This window comes from Kyrpidia sp. (genome assembly GCF_023512215.1).
Taxonomy (GTDB): Bacteria; Bacillota; Bacilli; order Kyrpidiales; family Kyrpidiaceae; genus Kyrpidia; species Kyrpidia spormannii.
This window is the reverse complement of record NZ_JAILZZ010000003.1, coordinates 59,970-76,536: the sequence shown is the minus strand read 5'-3', so window position 1 is coordinate 76,536 and position 16,567 is coordinate 59,970. Positions and strand designations below refer to the sequence as shown.

The window sequence follows — 16,567 nt, the reverse complement described above, 5'->3', positions numbered from 1 at the left end:
TCGATTCTGACAACGGAATTTTAGACTTATCGCCGTGTCTGTAACCATACGGAGGTCATCACATTTTATGGCGGGGGTGGTCGGTGTAGAACTTTCGAGCAATCAAAAGAAAGCGTATCGCAAAGCGGACCGGTACGGGACTTACGAGGCGAACGTTCGCCAGGATTATAACCACAAGACCAGCCACGCTTTGGTACTTTCTTCACCCTGGGGTCAACTGGTGGCTTATACCGCATTAATCTTCAAGGGTTAGACAAGGCGTCATCATGGTGTCCGACATTCCTAAGCACAATGGTGTCGGGCTTCTCATAGTGGAACGTGATGCGAATGTCCATGCTGGCACTTACCTCAAACACACCTTCGTATCCCTTCATCTTCCGTGTCCGCAAAGATGGATGAGGATTTTCCAACAAGAGCTCCATCGCTTTCTTGACGGCTTTGCGTGATTTCGGGTCGAGTTTCGCGAGGCTTTTCGTGAATCGGTGGGTTACGCGCACAATCATTCTCGATCGGCGTCCAATTGTGCAAAGTAAGAGTCCAGATCGTCAGTGTTGCGAATCGTTGTCAATCGACCGGCTCGAACATCTTCTTCTGCTTCACGTTCCTCCCGCTGCCACTTTTCCGTCCAAAACCATGCTTGCGATCGTGGAACGGACACAAGAGGCTCCATCACAATGCGACCATCCACAACGGTGATTTCAAATTCCGTACCTTCTTCAAGTTGAAGAGCTTCAACAATTGGCTTAGGCAAAACGATCTGCGAACGCTTCCCAAGGCGGGCCTTTGCCATTTTTTGTCCTCCTGTTGTTGGACTCGCGTGCACTACCATAATTATTCCCTCCAGCACGTGAATGATTCAGACAATCGCCCCTTCTGATTTTCTGATCCGCTGAATAAAGGGTAACACCAAGCGTTCAAATTGTCAAACGACTTTCGGGGGGAGAATCGTTTTTCTGCCGGTCGTGGCCGTTTGGAAGGATCGGGCTTAGAAACGCACCCGAAGCACTCGTTCCAATCCGTGTTGCACATTCTGGCTCAACAAAGCCTTTGCCTCGCGAAAATTGTGCTCCCGCATTGCCTCTACGATGGCCCGATGTTCACCGGTCGATCGGAACAGGTCCTCCTTGGTTCGAGTGGACAGCCGCGTCAAGGTGTTGAGGGGATACGTGGTTTGCCGGTACAAATTCCACAGGATGTCACTGCCGGCAAGTCGCATCAACAACCAGTGAAAATCGGCGTTATGGCGGGCGTAGGTTTTCGCATCCCCCGCTTCCGCCGCCTGGGCCATCCGTTCAAGGATCGGGTGAAACTCAGCTTCCCATTCCTCCTGCCAGCGTTCTGCAATCCTGTCCATGGCCAGGTTCTCCAACGCCAGACGGACTTCATAGAGGTCGCGGACCTCCTTTTCCGCGTAGGAGCGAACGATCGCCCCCCGGCGGGGCAGGCGCTCCACCAGTCCGTTGATCTGTAAAAGATACAGCGCTTCCCGCACCGGAGCTCGGCTCGTCTCAAACATGGCGGCGAGTTCTTCTTCTTTGAGCCTCTCCCCAGGCTTATACTGGCCTTGGAAGATCTGGACCACAATGTAGTCGGCGATCCGCATGGGCAAGGATTTTTTAAAATCTTCTTGTTCACGGCCGGGAAAAAGGAAGGGTGATTCGGGCATGGTACCACTCCCAAATAAGATGACAGGGTAAAAAAGGGTGTTGCTTCGATGATATCATACAGATAAATCCCTGTGCGGACAGATCATGGGCGGGGAAAGGAAGGATTTGATGAAAGTGTACGGGTTGGTGGGGCCGAGCGGATCGGGGAAAAGCCATCATGCGGCCCGCATTGCTGCAGAAGTGGGGGCTGATTGCATCATCGACGACGGTCTGCTGATTCGGCGCGGCCGCCCTCTGGCCGGGGCTTCGGCAAAATTTGAGTTCACCAAGCTCGGGGCGGCGCGCCGGGCGATTTTTGCAGACGATCTCCACCGGAAGGAGGTGGCCGAGGCGCTGAAGCAGCTCCAGCCATCGACTTGTCTGGTGCTTGGGACGTCGGAAAAGATGATCCGCCTGATCTGTAGCCGACTTGGCATCCGCGGGGAGATCGAATGGATTCCCATCGAGTCCGTGGTCAGCGTCCAACATCTCACTGAAGCCAGCGACCGGCGGAAACGAGGGATGCACGCCATTCCCGCCGTCGGGGCGAGGCTCTCTCGCGGGGCTGGCCGACGGTTAATCCAGGAGTTGGGAGAGCGGGTGTTGGGCACCGGAATCGCCGATTTGGGCCGAGCCAAGGTCCGGATCAGCCGGTCCCCAGACTCAGATCCGGACCTGACGGTGGTCTTCCCGTTGTTTCACAATGGTGGAGTATTCATCCATCCGCGTGCGGTGGAACAGGGCATCCGGGCCGTCGTTCAAGAGGGCCACCCTTCCTTTCGGGTACGCGGGGTGGTTTATGTCAACCGCGAACCCCTCCATCTCGCGCTCCACGTGGTTTACAGAATAGGCCCCGATCTGCCCGCCAAGGCCACCCGCCTGTTGCGAGCCCTAAAAACGTATCTTCAGGAACACCTCGGTTTTCCTTATGTCCGGCTCGATCTGGTGGTGGAGGCGGTAGACCTTCATCCAACGGAAGGATTGGTCCCGAGTCTGAAGGGGCAAACGAAAAAGGTAAAGTAAGAGCGCAAAGAGCGTCAGTCTCGAAACCGTGGAGGCGGCCCGGTTGCGGGCCACACCCCGGGAATCTGGCGCCTTACCGGGCGGCGGCGGGAATGCCTTCGGTAAACTCTATGATGCGGTGACCGTCGAGCCGGTCGAATGCGTACCATCGCCGGAACGAAATGGCCACCGACTGCCCCGGATCAAGCGTGAGGTCCCCGTCCACCAAGGCCCTCAGTGCAACCCCTTGGATGTCGAGCTCCACCTGTTGTTGCTCGCCGAGAAACTCGGATACTTTCACAGCGGCCGCCACCGTTTTGGGTCCAGGGCGGTGGTGCAGGGCAATGTCCTCGGGACGCACGCCGAGCCAACCGGACACGGGCTGGGATAGGGGCGCCGGGGTTTCCAAGTCGACATAAGTCCATCCCGACTCAAACCGGATGGCCAGATGTTGGTCTTGATGATCGAAAACCACAGGTATCAGGTTCATCCCTGGATCTCCAATGAACGAGGCGACAAAGTAGTTGACAGGTTCGGCGTAAAGCTGGTATGCGGTATCAAATTGCTGAAGCACACCCTCGTTCATGACGACGATCCGGTCGGCCAACGACATGGCTTCCCGCTGGTCGTGAGTGACCAACACGGTGGTCATGCCGAATTCCTCGTGGAGCCGTTTGAGTTCGATCCGCATCTGTTTCCGTTCCCCCGCGTCGAGGTGGGACAGTGGTTCATCGAGCAGAAGAATTTTCGGTTCACGGACGATGGCTCGGGCGATGTTGACCCTTTGCTTTTGCCCTCCGCTCAGCTGGGCCGGTTTCATCTGAAGATAGGGTTCAATCCCGGTGGCTCGTGCTACATACTCCACCCGCCGGCGAATCTCCTCGGAAGGTACACCCCTTGCCTTCAAGTTAAACGCAATGTTCTCAAACACCGAAAGGGGAGGGTACAACGAATAGGTTTCAAAGGCGAGCCCGATTCCCCGACGATGAGGTTCTAGATCGTTGACACGCTTGCCGTCGATGAGAATGTCCCCGGATGTGACAGTCTCCAGGCCGGCGATCATGCGCAGGGTGGTGGATTTGCCGCATCCCGATGGCCCGACGATGGCCACGAATTCCCCGGGATAACAGGTAAAAGACAACCCCTGGACGGAGTGTTCGGATCGGCGGGGATAGAGTTTATAAACGTTTCGCAGTTCTAAACTCGCGGCCACTAGACCATCACCTCTTGACCGGTTGCGATACGCCCGCCGGTGTTCTGGTCGAACAGCATCGCCCGATGCAGGCGAAGCCGAATGGGGACGATTTCCCCAGATCGGGGGCGGATTGCCGCTTTGGTGAAAAATTGAAGACGCTGTTTGCCAAGCTCAGCGACGATGAGGTTGCGGAGTCCTTGGGGCTCCACAGCCGCGATCCGGACTCGCAGAACAGTGCCAGGTCGGGAACCCACCTCACCAGGCGTATCGGTAGAGATCTCTAGATCTATGTCTCCGGGCAGAACTCCCAGGGCCACATCCCGGTCCCCCAGCTTTTCGTGTCCCACACATCTGCCAAACTCGATCCGCGCCTCTTCCCCGGCGATTTGGAACCTCCAACGTCCCGATTCCTGCGTCATCCGCCCCATCAACAGGTTTCGCGGCGGGTTTCCGAACATCCGGGCCACGCGGAGATTGACCGGCCCATAAAATACTTCCCGGGGGGTCCCCGATTGAAGGATCTGCCCGTTTTCGAGAACCACCAGCCAGTCCGCCAAGGATAGCGCCTCGCGATATTCGTGGGTGACATAGACGACTGTGCGGCGTAGACGCTGCTGCAATTTTTTCAACTCGAGCCGCATCGTACCGGCGATCTTTGCATCCAAGTGAGCCAGGGGCTCATCCATCAAGAGGATGTGGGAAGGGCGTACGATGGCCCGCCCGATGGCCACCCGTTGGCGCTGGCCATTGCTGATGTGGGCGGGCAGTTGGGATAAAAGGCGGTCAATCCCAAGGAGGGCCGCCGTTTCCCTCACGATGTGTTCCAGCCGGTCCCGGGGGTATTTGAGCCGGCGCAACGGCGATGCTAGATTTTCAAACACGGTAAGGTGAGGGTACAGCGCGTAATTTTCGAAGACCATGGCAACATTCCGATCCCAAGTGGGCACCTCAGTGACCTCTTGGTCATCAAAATACACATGGCCCGCCGAAGGGCGCTTGATCCCGGCGATGACGTTCAACAGCGTGGTCTTTCCGGCCCCCGCCGGTCCAACGATGACGCAAAATTGGCCGTTTTCCACCCGCAGGTTGGTTTCCTTCAGGGCTGTGCGCTTGCCATACTGGGCCGAAACATCGATGACTTGTAAGGATGACACCAGATTTCGCCCCTTTCAACCTTTGATCGTGCCAAGGCTCAGCCCCCGAACCAGATGTCGCTGGATCAACAGGGCGAGGATGAATTCCGGCAGGGCGGAGATCAGAGCCGCGCTACACAACTGGCCGTAGTGAATGACGTTGGAACTGAAGAAATTCAACGACTGGACGGTGACCATCGGCACGTTGGCCCCTGCCAGTACCAACGGAAACGTAAATTCATTCCAGCAAAAAATGAACGCCAGGAGCGCAGATGCCACAAGGCCCGGCCGGATGAGGGGGAGCACAATTTTCCAAAATGCGCCTAATCGTGTGTAGCCGTCCACGTGGGCGGCCTGCTCCACCTCGATGGACACTCCCTCAAAATAGGAGCGCAACACCCATACGATCAGCGGCAGGGCAATCAATTGATAAACCCAGACCAACCCCAGGACGCTGTCGAAGAGGCCGATATGCTGGTAGATGACGTACAGGGGCATGGCGATCAGCAGACCAGGCGCGAATCGGAAGGATAGGATGGTAAAGGCAATGTCTTCACGGCCTTTGAACGTAAACCGAGCCAACGCATAGGCGGTGGGCACTCCCACCACCAGGGCGACGGCCACGGCCAGGGCGCTCACGACCAAGGTATTGCCCAGAGCGTGAACAAAGGTGCCGTCCCCGAACACCGCACGATAATTGTCCAGGGTCGGCCGGAAAACCACAAAAGTGGTAAAGGTATCGGCATCGGATTTAAAGGAGTTCAGGATCATGTAGAACAGTGGAAACACCGAAAACAGGGTGTACACAATCAACACCACCACCCGAAACCCGGCGGCGAGTACCTTTGACATGCTACTCTCCCTCCGCTTCTTGCATGCGTATCCGATTCCAGTACGCCACCAGCAGCCGGCTCACGATAAAGACCAAAACCCATAGCAACACCAGGTAAGCCAGTGAGGGCCCGAAGGTCAAATACAAGAAACCGTGTTCGTATGCCAGATTGGGAATGTTCATCAGGGCGTCCCCGGGTCCGCCTGCGGTCATGGCGTAGATGATGGTGAATTGTTGCAGCCCGTCCATCAGCCGGAATAACGTGACGATGATCAGGATCGGCCGAAGCAAGGGTAGAGTGAGCCTCCTGAACGTGAACCAGAACGACCCGCCGTCAATTCGCGCGGCCTCAAAGGGCGCGGGGGGTAGGGATTTTAACCCGGCGAGAACGATGAGGATCACGAACGGAATGTAAACCCATGCATCGACCAAGACCACCGTCAACAAGGCGGTACGGGGGGAATTTGCCCAAGGAAAATGATGAATTCCAAATATATCTAGAAATCGCGTGTAAATTCCGTAGGTCGGGTTGGTCATCAATCGCCACAACAGGGTGGCGATGGCCGTGGAAACCATCAGCGGAAGAATAAACAACGACTGAAAAAGGTGAGCCGTCCAGGTCATGCGATGAAGGATCAAAGCCATGGCCACACCGACAATCAACTCCAGGGCCGTTGTAATGACGGCGTATGCGACAGTGACGTAAATGCTGTGGAAAAACGACGGACTCCGGAACATGTCGACATAATTCTGTAGTCCGACGAAGGCAACCGTCGGGCTGTTAAAGGAGAGATCCGTGAGAGAGTCGTAAATGGCCAAGACGAACGGATAGAGAACTCCGATGGTAATGAGCAGACCCGGTGCCATGACGAGGTAGGGAATCCATTTGTCCGAGATCTTTTTACGAGCCCGGGGAATGGTGACGCCCTCTTGGGAAACGTTCACTTGAATGTCTTCCATCTTTTTTCCACCTCCTCGCGGGGGAGGCGCTATCGCGTCTCCCCCGGCTGCAGAGTTACATTGCCCGGAACGGCTCAGGATGCACTGAGGTCCCTTTATTGACCGGTAACTTTGATATCGGCCACCATCTGGTTGATTTGGTCCGCCAATTGGTCCATTCCGGTTTTCACGTCCACACTGCCCGATTCGATCTCCTGTAGCTTGGTCGCCCACTGGGTGGCCACGTTAAAGAATTCCGGCTCTGGCGTGAATTCAATCTTCGTATGGGGATTGAGCTGTTTGAACACCTCGAGATAACCCGGTGCCGCCTTGTTCACATAATCCACGAACTTCGGATCGTTCCACACCGACTGACGGGGTGGGTCCATGAGATACCCATTCGTGGCTCCCCACAGATCGTGCTGCTTGCTGGTAAACCACTGCATAAACAACCAGGTGGCCAGTTTGTGAGTGGAGTACTTGTTCATCGCAATGGACCAAATCCACTCATTCGAACCGAGTTGGCCGTCCGGTCCTTTGGGCGGCATCATCCACCGCAGGTTTCCCGCCTCTTTGGAGCCGCCTGGCTGGTTGGTGAAAAAACCGAGGATGTCCGCGTCGTACATCATCGCCGCCTTGCCCGCACCCAGATCGGCGCCATTTTGGTACCAATCGTAATTCGCCCAACCGGGTTCCGCCCCGTGCCGAACCATATCGATCCACAGTTGTGTCATTTCCACAGCTTGGGGGGAGTTCACCCCAGTTACCAATCGGCCATTTTGAATCGTAAAATCTTTAGCTCCATAATTCGAAAAGAGGGACATGTAGTCGGGGTGGATGGTGCCCCAATTGCGAGAACCCCGTACGGCGATGCCATAGGAGCCGGGTCCGTTCCACCCGTTGAGTTTTTTTGCCACGTCTACCAATTCCGGCAATGTCGTGGGCAGTTTCGTGATTCCGGCTTTCTGGAAGGCTTTGACGTTGTACGTAATCGGGTATTGTTCAAACCCCATGGGAATCGCCCACAGAGGTCCCGTCCCCACGGGGCTGCCGGGTTTCAGGTCCCACCGGTCGCCGTTCAGAACGTTGGGGATAAAGTCCTGAACATCATAGTCCGGGCTGGTCCAGCTTGAACTCTTAATGAGATCATCCAAGGGTTCCATGTAACCCGCCGTCGCATAACCCCATAATTGGTACGTCCCCGTCATGAACGCGTCGATATTTCCATTTTTCGCCCCGAGGTCCAGGCTCAGTTTCGTAAAATAGCTCGACTCCGGAATCACTTGGTATTTCACCGTGATTCCAGTTTCCTTTTGGAATTCCGGCAAACGTTTGATGATGGCATTGGCGTAGGGATGTTCATTAAACAACACGTTGATCGTCTGGCCTTGGGCCGCTTTCCAGTTGAAGGGTCCTGTGTAGGAACTGACGGTGGAGGCGCTGGTACTCGTCGAACCACCACCGCCGCACGCCGTTAACAACAGTGCACCCAAAGCCATGGCCATCCATGAGTGTCTCTTCATGGTCCACTCATCTCCCCACTCTGATCCGAAGACTGCACTTCGGTTATGATTTTTCTTGGCCGTACTTTTTTAGTTTTTCGGCCACCCGCGCGATTTCTTCATCCGACAAAAGGATCGGCCGGCCGATGGACCTCGTCCGATAATACAGTTCTGCGAGAAATTCCACCGTTGCAGCATTCTGATAGGCCTCGTCCAGACTGGTTCCCGCCGCCAACACGCCGTGGTTCTGCAGAAGAATTCCTTTATGGTCGGGGCCGATGGTTCGGCTGGCGCCGGCGGCCAGTTCTTCGGTGCCGTAGGTGGCATAGCTGGCCACGGGTATGGTGGTGCCCATGCTGGCAATCAGGTAGTGGACGGCGGGAATCGTCTCTCCGAGCACAGCGAAGGTGGTGGCGAAAAGGGAATGGGTGTGGACGATGCCCTGCACCCAGGGATGATCCCGGTACACCCGGGTGTGCATCGGCACTTCACTGGAGGGTTTCCGAAATCCCTCCACGACCGCTCCGTGTTCGTCCACCAGCACGATATCGTCCCGTTCCATGTCTTCGTACGGAATGCCCGTGGGAGTGATCAGGATGTATCCTTCTTCGGGAACCCGGGCGCTTACGTTTCCGGAGGTTCCTTTTACCAGACCGGACGCGTACATTTTTTTCGCCGTTTGGAGAACGGCCTCTTTCAACGCTTCGATATACTCGGCCATAATTCGTCACGCTCCTTCATTCCCGAATCAGTTTCTCGCAGAACGCCTTGTAACGGGCAAAGGCTTCGTCATATAACCCCGAGATCTCGGAGGGGTTAAACACCTCTCCTGGGACCTCACCGGCGTGTTGCCAATAAGTCTGGGCGTCCTTCCAATAGCCCGCCCCGATGCCGGCCAAAACAGCGGCACCGTAGGCTGATCCCGGCGCGGCGGGAAGACATCGCACCCGACGGCCCGTAATGTCGGCTTTCAATTGGTTCCAGAATCGGCTGGTCGCACTCCCTCCCGTCACCCAGAGTTCACGGACGAGGACACCGCCTGGGTCGATCCGTTCGAGATTATGGCGAAGGGCAAAGGCGATTCCTTCATAGATCGACCGGATGAGGTCATCGCGGGTACTTTGAAAGGACAGGCCCGAGAACGACCCACGGACAAAAGGGTTCCAGATCGGTGATCGTTCTCCGAGCAGGTAAGGGTGAAAAAGGACACCGCACGCGCCAGGGCGGGATTTCCGGGCGCATTCCTCCAGGGCGGCGTAGACCGCGTCCGTTTGGTTCGCCGTCCTCTCGCCAACGAACACCCGGGCGGCCCACTTCAACCCTCCTCCGCCTGCTACCATGGGTGCGAGGAGTAAATGGACGCCTTTCTCGAAATACCGCACGCGGATCCACTCCGGCGGGCTGGACGCGAGATGGTCCCGCATCGCCAGCACCGACGACGTTCCCGTCATCTCCACGGCTTCAAGACCCATCCCCGCTCCTGTGGCCAGGGCGGCGGTGACCGCATCGATTGCTCCCCCAAAAACCGGCACTCCCGAAGGAATTCCCGTCTGACGAGACGCTTCGGGCGACACCCCTTCGGCGACCTCCACGGCTTCGACGACGCGCGGCCATATGTCGGGTGGAAGGTCAAGTTGCGCGATCTTGATTGCATCCCAATCTTCACGTTCGGGATCCCACAACAACGTCAGACCTCCGTGGGTCACGTCCATGGTCTGAGCCCCGGTAAGCCGGAAGACAATGTAGCCGTTGACCTGTACCACGGATCGCACCCGGCTGAACAACTCAGGTTCGTGGAACTTCATCCACAGGACTTTCGGTGCTAAAAAATACGGGTCGCAATGGCCGAACTCTCCGCTCCGGACGATGGTTTTGCTTTCTTCAGTTGCCCGGCGATCCATCCAGATTAAAGCTGGTCGGATCCACCGTCCGTTTTCGCCCAAGGGCACCAAGGCTGGAGCTTGACTGCTGATGGCTAAGCCGTCGATTTGTGAACCCTGTGCACTCCCCATGAGGGTGCGCAAGACTGTACATGTGGCGGACCACCAGTCGTCGGGATCCTGTTCCGCCCATCCCCGTCGCGGAAAATCGGTTTCGTACGAAGCGGAAGCTTGGCTTGCTACTCTCCCTGTTGAGTCCAACAGGACACCTTTGACGCCGCTGGTCCCGACGTCGAGTCCGATCACCGCCGGCATGTTCCTCCCGCCTTTATTGAGCATCTGAGTAAATCTCCGGGTCTAGACCCGAAATTCGGTCGCGTCCAAGTCCCAAATATTCCACATCCTTCTGTAGATCTCTCGGTATATTTTGAACCGTTCCGAATAAAGCGTATGATGCGCCGGACTGGGGGAATAGCGCACTTTTTCATGGATCATGGCCGCGGCGGCCGCCCGGACGTCCCGATACATGTTCAGCTTAACGGCCGCGTTGATGGCCGCTCCCAGGGCTCCCGCTTCCTCGGAAGCGAACGTGACCACCTCCCTGCCGGTCACATCGGCAATGATCTGACACCAGAGGCTGCTTTGGGCACCTCCGCCGGTTAGATGAATCGCCGAATAGTCCTGTGCAATCCCCTCATACGCGTCGCGGATGGAATAAGCAACCCCTTCCAGCACCGCCCGGATGAGGTCCTCGGTCCTGTGAGAGACAGACAGTCCGTAAAATTGCGCCCGGGCCGTGGGTTTCACAAAGGGGGCCCTCTCCCCGGATGGCGACAGATACGGGTGGTAAATGATCCCGCCCGCTCCGGGCCGGGTGGTTTCGCCAATGGAGTCGAGGTAGTGACTTAGACTTGTAGAATCCATCTCCCGTTTGCACGCCAAGTTCTGAAGAGCCCAGTCCAGATTTGGTGTACCGAGCATCACCGCCATCACTTTTAACCATCGGTTCGGAGCCACATAAAGGGTCATGCCGCCGGGGACTGGGTTCTCCGGTAAGGAGTCCAGAAACAGCGCGTTGACCACCGTCGTCCCCAACACCGTGCCGCCGACCCGCGGCCGGTTGGCTCCGATTCCAATCAAGGCGGCGACGACGTCGAAGGGTCCGGCAATGACGGGCAAGCTCGGCCGCAGCCCCAAAAATCCAGCTAAGTCAGACCTTAGTCGACCTTCCTCCACCGTTGCGATCGGGGGCAACAGACGGCTGTGAGAGGAGATGCCCAAAAGATCGAGAATATCCGTCGAATACTGTCCAGTTCGGATATTGAGGAATGGATGAGAAGCGTCTGTAAAATCCGTCTGTACCATCCCGGTCAATCGGTAAAACACCCAGTCTTTGCAGTAGAGGGCCCACCGAGAGCGGTGAAGCCTGTCGGGATCATGAAGGTCCAGCCACTTGAGAATGGCCCCTTGGGATCCTGGGAAGAGCATGGAGTGATTAAGGGTAAAAAATCGTGCCGCCGTTCCATCGCTCTCCCACTGCTGAACTAGCTGATTTGCCCGACCGTCATTCCAGAGGATCGCGGGTCCGGTGGGTCGACCCTCCGCATCGATGAGCCAACACCCGTCTCCCTGGGCGGTGAGTCCCACGGCGGCAACCTGCTCCTTTGGGGCCCGGTTTAAACAGGACCTCATGACTCTCGCGACGGTTTTCCACACCGTTTCCATGTCGAGTTCAGCCTGCAATCCACAGTACTCGACATTCATCGATTCGGCCGCCCTGGCAATCGTGTGGCCGTTTCCGTTTACAATCAGAGCCTTGACCACGCTGGTTCCCACGTCGATGGTCAAGATGAGGTCTTCACACATCATCCAACCTTCCCTTTTGCCGACCACCCGTCCGGGAATTTACAGTTGTTAGGACGACCACCGTTCAACAACTCCCGCACCGCTTCCGCCACGAGCTGGGTACCTCGGGCTGCTGTTTCCCGGGTGGCGCCGGCGATGTGAGGAGTGACGGTCACGTTGGGCAATCGTAGGAGCGGATGGTCCAGTGGTGGAGGCTCCTCTTCAAACACATCCAGGGCGGCACCGCGCAGACGACCTGCAGACAGGGATCGAAACAGCGCATCATAGTCCAACAATCCACCCCGGGACGTGTTGACCAGGAACGCCGAAGGTTTCATCCGGGCCAACTGTTCCTCGCTGATCATGTGATAGTTTTCCGCCGTTTGGCGGGCGTGTAAGGTTAAAAGATCCACCTGTGGCAGAAGTTCTTCAAGACGTTCCACCGGAGATACCCCCGCGGCGGCGATCGCCGATGGGGGGACCCATGGATCGTAACAGAGGACTGTGCATCCCAAGCTCTTTAATACGTACGCCACCCTTTGGCCAACATTTCCGAAACCGATCACACCCGCGACTTTACCATCTAATTCAAAACCGACATTTTCGTATAAATAGAATTCATGAACCCATCGGCCTTGGGAAAGGGCGGCATGGCCATGGCCGATGTTGCGCAACCCGGCCAGGAGCATACCGATGGTATACTCGGCTGTTGCCGCAGCATTCCGCCCGGGTGCGAAAACCACAGGAATATTGTGATCATGGGCTGCCGCAATGTTGACGTTCACCGGTCCGCCCCGGGTACATCCGATGATTTTCAGATTCGGAGAAGACTCGATCATCGCCCGGGTGACCGGGGCGACGCTGACGACGAGGACGTCCGCTTGTTTGACCACCGAACTCAGTTCGGATGGGTCGCCGACGTATTCCACCACCTCGTCGTTCCGCTGAAACGGCCGGGAGGGCCAATCCACTTCCAGCTTCACGTATGTGTCGTTGGGGAAAAGTTCTCGAAACACTGCCTCCATGATGTCAGCGTGGACAAAGCCGTCCCCGACCAAGGCGATGTTCACCTCATGACCCCTCCCCGTTTACGCTGAGTACAAACCGGCGTTGTGCGAGAATTTCGGCGGCGGTGCGGTCGTCCGTGATCAACACATCCATGAGTCCGCCCCGCAGGGCCCCGAGGATGGCCTGCACCTTCTCGCTTCCATAAGCCACTGCGATCACTTTGGGAATGCGCTTCAGTTCTTCCAGAGTAATGCCAATCGTGCGCCCGTCGAGCTCCGAGGGGCATAACACTCCCTCGGAGGTGAACCAGCGGCCGCAAATATCCCCGACGGCCCCCAGTCTTTCAAGTTCCCGTGAAGTTTCGTCGGGGAATCTCGCGTGTTTGAGCAGGGTCGCGTTGCTAAAAGCTGAGCCAATACCCACCAACGCCACCGTGGACATTCTGGCGCGTTGAATGCCCTCCATCACCAAATGTTCACCCTTTAACATCTCGGCCGCTTCGGGAGTGTCGGTGAATAACGGTGCGGGCAGGTAGTAGGGCTTGCCGCCCAGTTTCTGGGCGAGGGTCTGCACCAGTTCATTGGCCTGGGTCTGCACCTCAGTGTTGACGACCCCTCCAACCAACTGGGCGACGTCTGTCCCTTTGTCCGGGCGGTACGACAGTTGCCGTGCAATTCCCAGAAGAGCCCGGCCCCAGGACACTCCGAGGACGTCTCCGCTGTTTAATGTTGTGCTGAGGTAATATGCCCCCACCCGGCTGATGACCGCCCCGGCCTCTTCGTGGCGGCCGGAGACGGCGACCACCGCCTCGGCCAATGAAAATTGTCGTTTCAGTTCCACCTCCAGTTCCACGTTAGTTGGAAAGGGGTAGTCCAGCGTGACCTGCACGATTCCTTGGTCTCGACACTTTTGTAATAAACGTGATACATATGGTCTGGACAGCCCCTCTTTTCGCGCGATCTCCTCCTGGGTAAAGTTCTCCAGATAGTATTGCCTGGCGATGCGGTAAAGGGTATCGAGATCAGCTTCAGTGGCGTTTTTCCCTTCGTTTTTGCGCATCTTTGCGATCACCTCGTCAACGAATACGGCGCCCATGCGGAGAAGCGCGCCCATACCACCAGTATACAGTGAATACTCCGTATAATCAACTGTATTTTTAGGATTACATTTGTTTGAAAGCGGTCCGCTTCTATCAGGTGGGGAAAAGTATATTGACGATTTCGGTAACTTCGTATACAATTACCGTATACAATAGTTCATCTCCTGGAGGCTGGATCGTACAGGAGAGAGGTGGATCGTCCGTCACGGGGGGTAAGGGCCGCCCGGATGACCACCAAGAGGGGAGGAGGTGAGTTCCTGGTTGAGAACGGCCGGGGGGTGTCTGCCCTTGGGCTGTGGTGCCAGGTGACATGTCTTCGAGAGTGAGTGCCGAGGGGGAAGCTTATCGCCGCATCAAGCGGGCTTTGATCCAAAAACATCTGCTGCCGGGGCAGCCACTGTCTGAAGAGTGGCTGAGTCATCGATTGAACATGAGCCGAACCCCGGTTCGGGCGGCGCTCAAACGACTGGCCGCGGAAGGGTTGATTGAGATCGTGCCGTATCGCGGCGCCTTCGTGATCGATCCCACCGTGACCGATATCCAACACCTGTTTGAAGTTCGAATGTTGGTGGAAGGGTACGCCGCAGAAAAGGCGGCTCCGATTTGTCGAGACGAGGATGTCGCTCAACTTCGTTCTCTCCTTGAACAGGAGAGACAAGCCTACGAAGTGCGGGACTATGAGGCCATTATCGACATCAACACAGCGATTCACGAGTTTCCGGCTCTTGTGACCGGGAATCCGGTGCTTCACCAGCAGGTGGCCGTTTTAGTGGCGCGGGGGAATTGCTACATGATTCTGAAGGATCCATTTTATAGCAAGGCCTTGGGTGATTTAAAAGTATTCGCGGAACACGACCGCATTTTTCAGGCCTTTGCCAACCGGGATCCCGTTGAGGCCGCGAGGGCGATTAAGGAGCATTTGAAGAGCACCGTGTATTTTTATACAGAGAATGGCATGCCGTCGGTATTCGACTAACCCGTGGATGTACAACCGAGGACAGGAAACTTTCTCGGCATCGCCAACAAGACGAGGCGATCATTCAACGTCTAAATGGATGGTGACCAGGATGCCGGACGATTCAAAAACCGACTATGCGCACAAAAGCTTCTGGCTCGAGACTTGTGGCGATGATCTGACGCCTCGAGTGTCCCTGGAAGGGTCGACGACCGTTGATGTCGCGATTGTTGGCGGGGGATTGAGCGGCCTGTGGACGGCCTACTATCTGGCTAAGTCCCATCCGGATCTGTCGATTGCGATGGTGGAGCGGGACATCGTTGGCTTTGGTGCCTCGGGGCGCAATGGGGGATGGTGTACGCCAAAGTTTTCGTTGACCCCCTCGGGGGCGATCCGGCGCTTCGGGATTGACACGGCCAAACGAATGCAAGCCGCTATGTACGAGAGTGTCGATGAAGTCGAGCGGGTGATCCAGGAGGAAAATCTGGATGTGCACTGGCACCGGGGCGGGGCCATGCAGGTGACCCTGGGTGAGTATGGGGTTCCCATTTTAGAAAAATGGATGAAGATGTATGCCGCCCTGGGCCTGGAATCCCATTACCAGTGGTGGGACGCCGAGGAGGCCGCTGCCCATGTTCGAATCGTCGGCCTGCGGGCCGCCTTGTATAACCGCGATACGGCGGTCCTTCATCCCGGGCGGCTGGTTCGGCAATTAGCCCGGACGGTGGAGCGACTCGGGGTTCGGATTTATGAACGCACGCCGGCGCTGCGGATCAAGGCGGGGGAAGGGGAGCGACCCGCCGTCATCGAGACGGACCGCGGCCGGTTGGAGGCACGGCTGGCAGCCGTGATCGCCGCGGAGGCCTACGTGAGTGAGATCAGAACTTTCCACCGCGCCGTCGTGCCGATCTATTCCTCCATCGTTCTCACCGAACCCCTTGCCGACGATGTGTGGAAAGAAATCGGCTGGGCAGGGCGGGAGGCGGTGGGATCCACCCGGCTCAGCATCGATTATTTGCAGCGGACGGCAGATGGGCGGATTCTCTTTGGCGGGCGGGGGGAACCGTATCATTATGGCTCGCGGATCAAGCCGCAATACGAGTCAAGTCCTGACGTCACTGAGGCGTTGGTTCGTTTAGCGAAGACGTGGTTTCCGGTATTGAAGGATATCCGCTTTACTCATGCCTGGGCCGGGCCCCTGGGTGTTCCCCGGGACTGGCTGCCGAATCTCTGGTACGATCCACTGCGCAAACTGGCCGGAGCCTGGGGCTACGTGGGACAGGGGGTTTCCACCACGAACCTCGCGGGTCGAGTGCTGGCCGGACTGATCGCAGAAAAAGAGGGTGAATGGGCTGACCTGCCCATGGTGCAGCACACGTCGCCGCCGTGGGAGCCGGAGCCCCTGCGGTGGCTTGGGATTCGGTACGTACAGGCGGGGTTGGCCAGAGTGGACCGGCAGGCGGAGATGACGGGCCGGGGGCCCCAGGGACGCACATTGGCGGAGCGGCTGCAGGAACACTGAGAGGCAAAA

Annotated in this window: 17 protein-coding genes; 4 read left to right on the top strand and 13 right to left on the bottom strand. The window is 57.0% G+C overall.

Translation table 11 applies throughout. The features are described from left to right. Window positions 1-67: 67 nt before the first annotated feature. Window positions 68-253 carry a hypothetical protein gene (locus K6T64_RS02580; protein WP_288008437.1) on the top strand — a complete coding sequence of 62 codons (186 nt, stop codon included), beginning with the start codon at window positions 68-70 and terminating at the stop codon, window positions 251-253. Here K6T64_RS02580 and K6T64_RS02575 read toward each other — a convergent pair. The 3 genes from K6T64_RS02575 to K6T64_RS02565 form a co-directional block, all read right to left on the bottom strand. Further along, the gene (locus tag K6T64_RS02575) at window positions 243-503 is read right to left on the bottom strand and encodes a type II toxin-antitoxin system RelE family toxin (protein ID WP_288008436.1); all 261 of its coding nucleotides are present in this window, start codon (window positions 501-503) and stop codon (window positions 243-245) included. The genes K6T64_RS02580 and K6T64_RS02575 overlap by 11 nt on opposite strands. After that, complete coding sequence (locus tag K6T64_RS02570; RefSeq protein WP_013076943.1) at window positions 500-790, bottom strand: AbrB/MazE/SpoVT family DNA-binding domain-containing protein; 291 nt, start codon at window positions 788-790, stop codon at window positions 500-502. The genes K6T64_RS02575 and K6T64_RS02570 overlap by 4 nt, the downstream gene beginning before the upstream one ends. A 195-nt stretch (window positions 791-985) precedes the next feature. Next, the gene (locus tag K6T64_RS02565; protein WP_288008435.1) at window positions 986-1,666 is read right to left on the bottom strand and encodes a GntR family transcriptional regulator; all 681 of its coding nucleotides are present in this window, start codon (window positions 1,664-1,666) and stop codon (window positions 986-988) included. A gap of 109 nt (window positions 1,667-1,775) precedes the next feature. Here K6T64_RS02565 and K6T64_RS02560 point away from each other — a divergent pair, with 109 nt between their 5' ends. Continuing rightward, a complete protein-coding gene (locus K6T64_RS02560; RefSeq protein ID WP_288008434.1) occupies window positions 1,776-2,669 on the top strand; it encodes a P-loop NTPase family protein in 894 nt (297 codons plus the stop codon). Between the two features lie 73 nt (window positions 2,670-2,742). Here the strand turns inward: K6T64_RS02560 and K6T64_RS02555 are convergent, their stop codons facing one another. The 10 genes from K6T64_RS02555 to K6T64_RS02510 form a co-directional block, all read right to left on the bottom strand. Further along, entirely contained in the window at window positions 2,743-3,861 is a 1,119-nt protein-coding gene (locus tag K6T64_RS02555; RefSeq protein WP_288008433.1) for an ABC transporter ATP-binding protein, read from the bottom strand. Then, window positions 3,861-4,997 carry an ABC transporter ATP-binding protein gene (locus K6T64_RS02550; RefSeq protein ID WP_288008432.1) on the bottom strand — a complete coding sequence of 379 codons (1,137 nt, stop codon included), beginning with the start codon at window positions 4,995-4,997 and terminating at the stop codon, window positions 3,861-3,863. The genes K6T64_RS02555 and K6T64_RS02550 overlap by 1 nt, the downstream gene beginning before the upstream one ends. Window positions 4,998-5,012: 15 nt before the next feature. Then, window positions 5,013-5,828 carry a carbohydrate ABC transporter permease gene (locus K6T64_RS02545; protein WP_288008431.1) on the bottom strand — a complete coding sequence of 272 codons (816 nt, stop codon included), beginning with the start codon at window positions 5,826-5,828 and terminating at the stop codon, window positions 5,013-5,015. A gap of 1 nt (window position 5,829) precedes the next feature. After that, the gene (locus K6T64_RS02540) at window positions 5,830-6,768 is read right to left on the bottom strand and encodes a carbohydrate ABC transporter permease (RefSeq protein ID WP_288008430.1); all 939 of its coding nucleotides are present in this window, start codon (window positions 6,766-6,768) and stop codon (window positions 5,830-5,832) included. 95 nt (window positions 6,769-6,863) lie between these two features. Then, complete coding sequence (locus K6T64_RS02535; protein ID WP_288008429.1) at window positions 6,864-8,270, bottom strand: ABC transporter substrate-binding protein; 1,407 nt, start codon at window positions 8,268-8,270, stop codon at window positions 6,864-6,866. Between the two features lie 43 nt (window positions 8,271-8,313). After that, window positions 8,314-8,970 carry a class II aldolase/adducin family protein gene (locus tag K6T64_RS02530; RefSeq protein ID WP_288008428.1) on the bottom strand — a complete coding sequence of 219 codons (657 nt, stop codon included), beginning with the start codon at window positions 8,968-8,970 and terminating at the stop codon, window positions 8,314-8,316. Window positions 8,971-8,986: 16 nt separating this feature from the next. Next, window positions 8,987-10,444, bottom strand: a complete 1,458-nt coding sequence (locus K6T64_RS02525; RefSeq protein WP_288008427.1) for a xylulokinase — start codon at window positions 10,442-10,444, stop codon at window positions 8,987-8,989. Window positions 10,445-10,486: 42 nt separating this feature from the next. Then, window positions 10,487-11,995, bottom strand: a complete 1,509-nt coding sequence (locus K6T64_RS02520) for an FGGY-family carbohydrate kinase (protein WP_288008426.1) — start codon at window positions 11,993-11,995, stop codon at window positions 10,487-10,489. Next, window positions 11,995-13,044 carry a 2-hydroxyacid dehydrogenase gene (locus K6T64_RS02515; protein ID WP_288008425.1) on the bottom strand — a complete coding sequence of 350 codons (1,050 nt, stop codon included), beginning with the start codon at window positions 13,042-13,044 and terminating at the stop codon, window positions 11,995-11,997. Before K6T64_RS02515 ends, K6T64_RS02520 begins: the two co-directional genes overlap by 1 nt. A gap of 1 nt (window position 13,045) precedes the next feature. Further along, window positions 13,046-14,041, bottom strand: coding sequence for a sugar-binding transcriptional regulator (locus K6T64_RS02510; RefSeq protein ID WP_288008423.1), 996 nt, complete (start codon window positions 14,039-14,041; stop codon window positions 13,046-13,048). Between the two features lie 350 nt (window positions 14,042-14,391). On the opposite strand from K6T64_RS02510, the gene K6T64_RS02505 reads away from it, so the two are divergent. Next, a complete protein-coding gene (locus K6T64_RS02505; protein WP_288008422.1) occupies window positions 14,392-15,057 on the top strand; it encodes a GntR family transcriptional regulator in 666 nt (221 codons plus the stop codon). 91 nt (window positions 15,058-15,148) lie between these two features. Beyond that, complete coding sequence (locus K6T64_RS02500; RefSeq protein WP_288008421.1) at window positions 15,149-16,558, top strand: NAD(P)/FAD-dependent oxidoreductase; 1,410 nt, start codon at window positions 15,149-15,151, stop codon at window positions 16,556-16,558. Window positions 16,559-16,567: the final 9 nt, after the last annotated feature.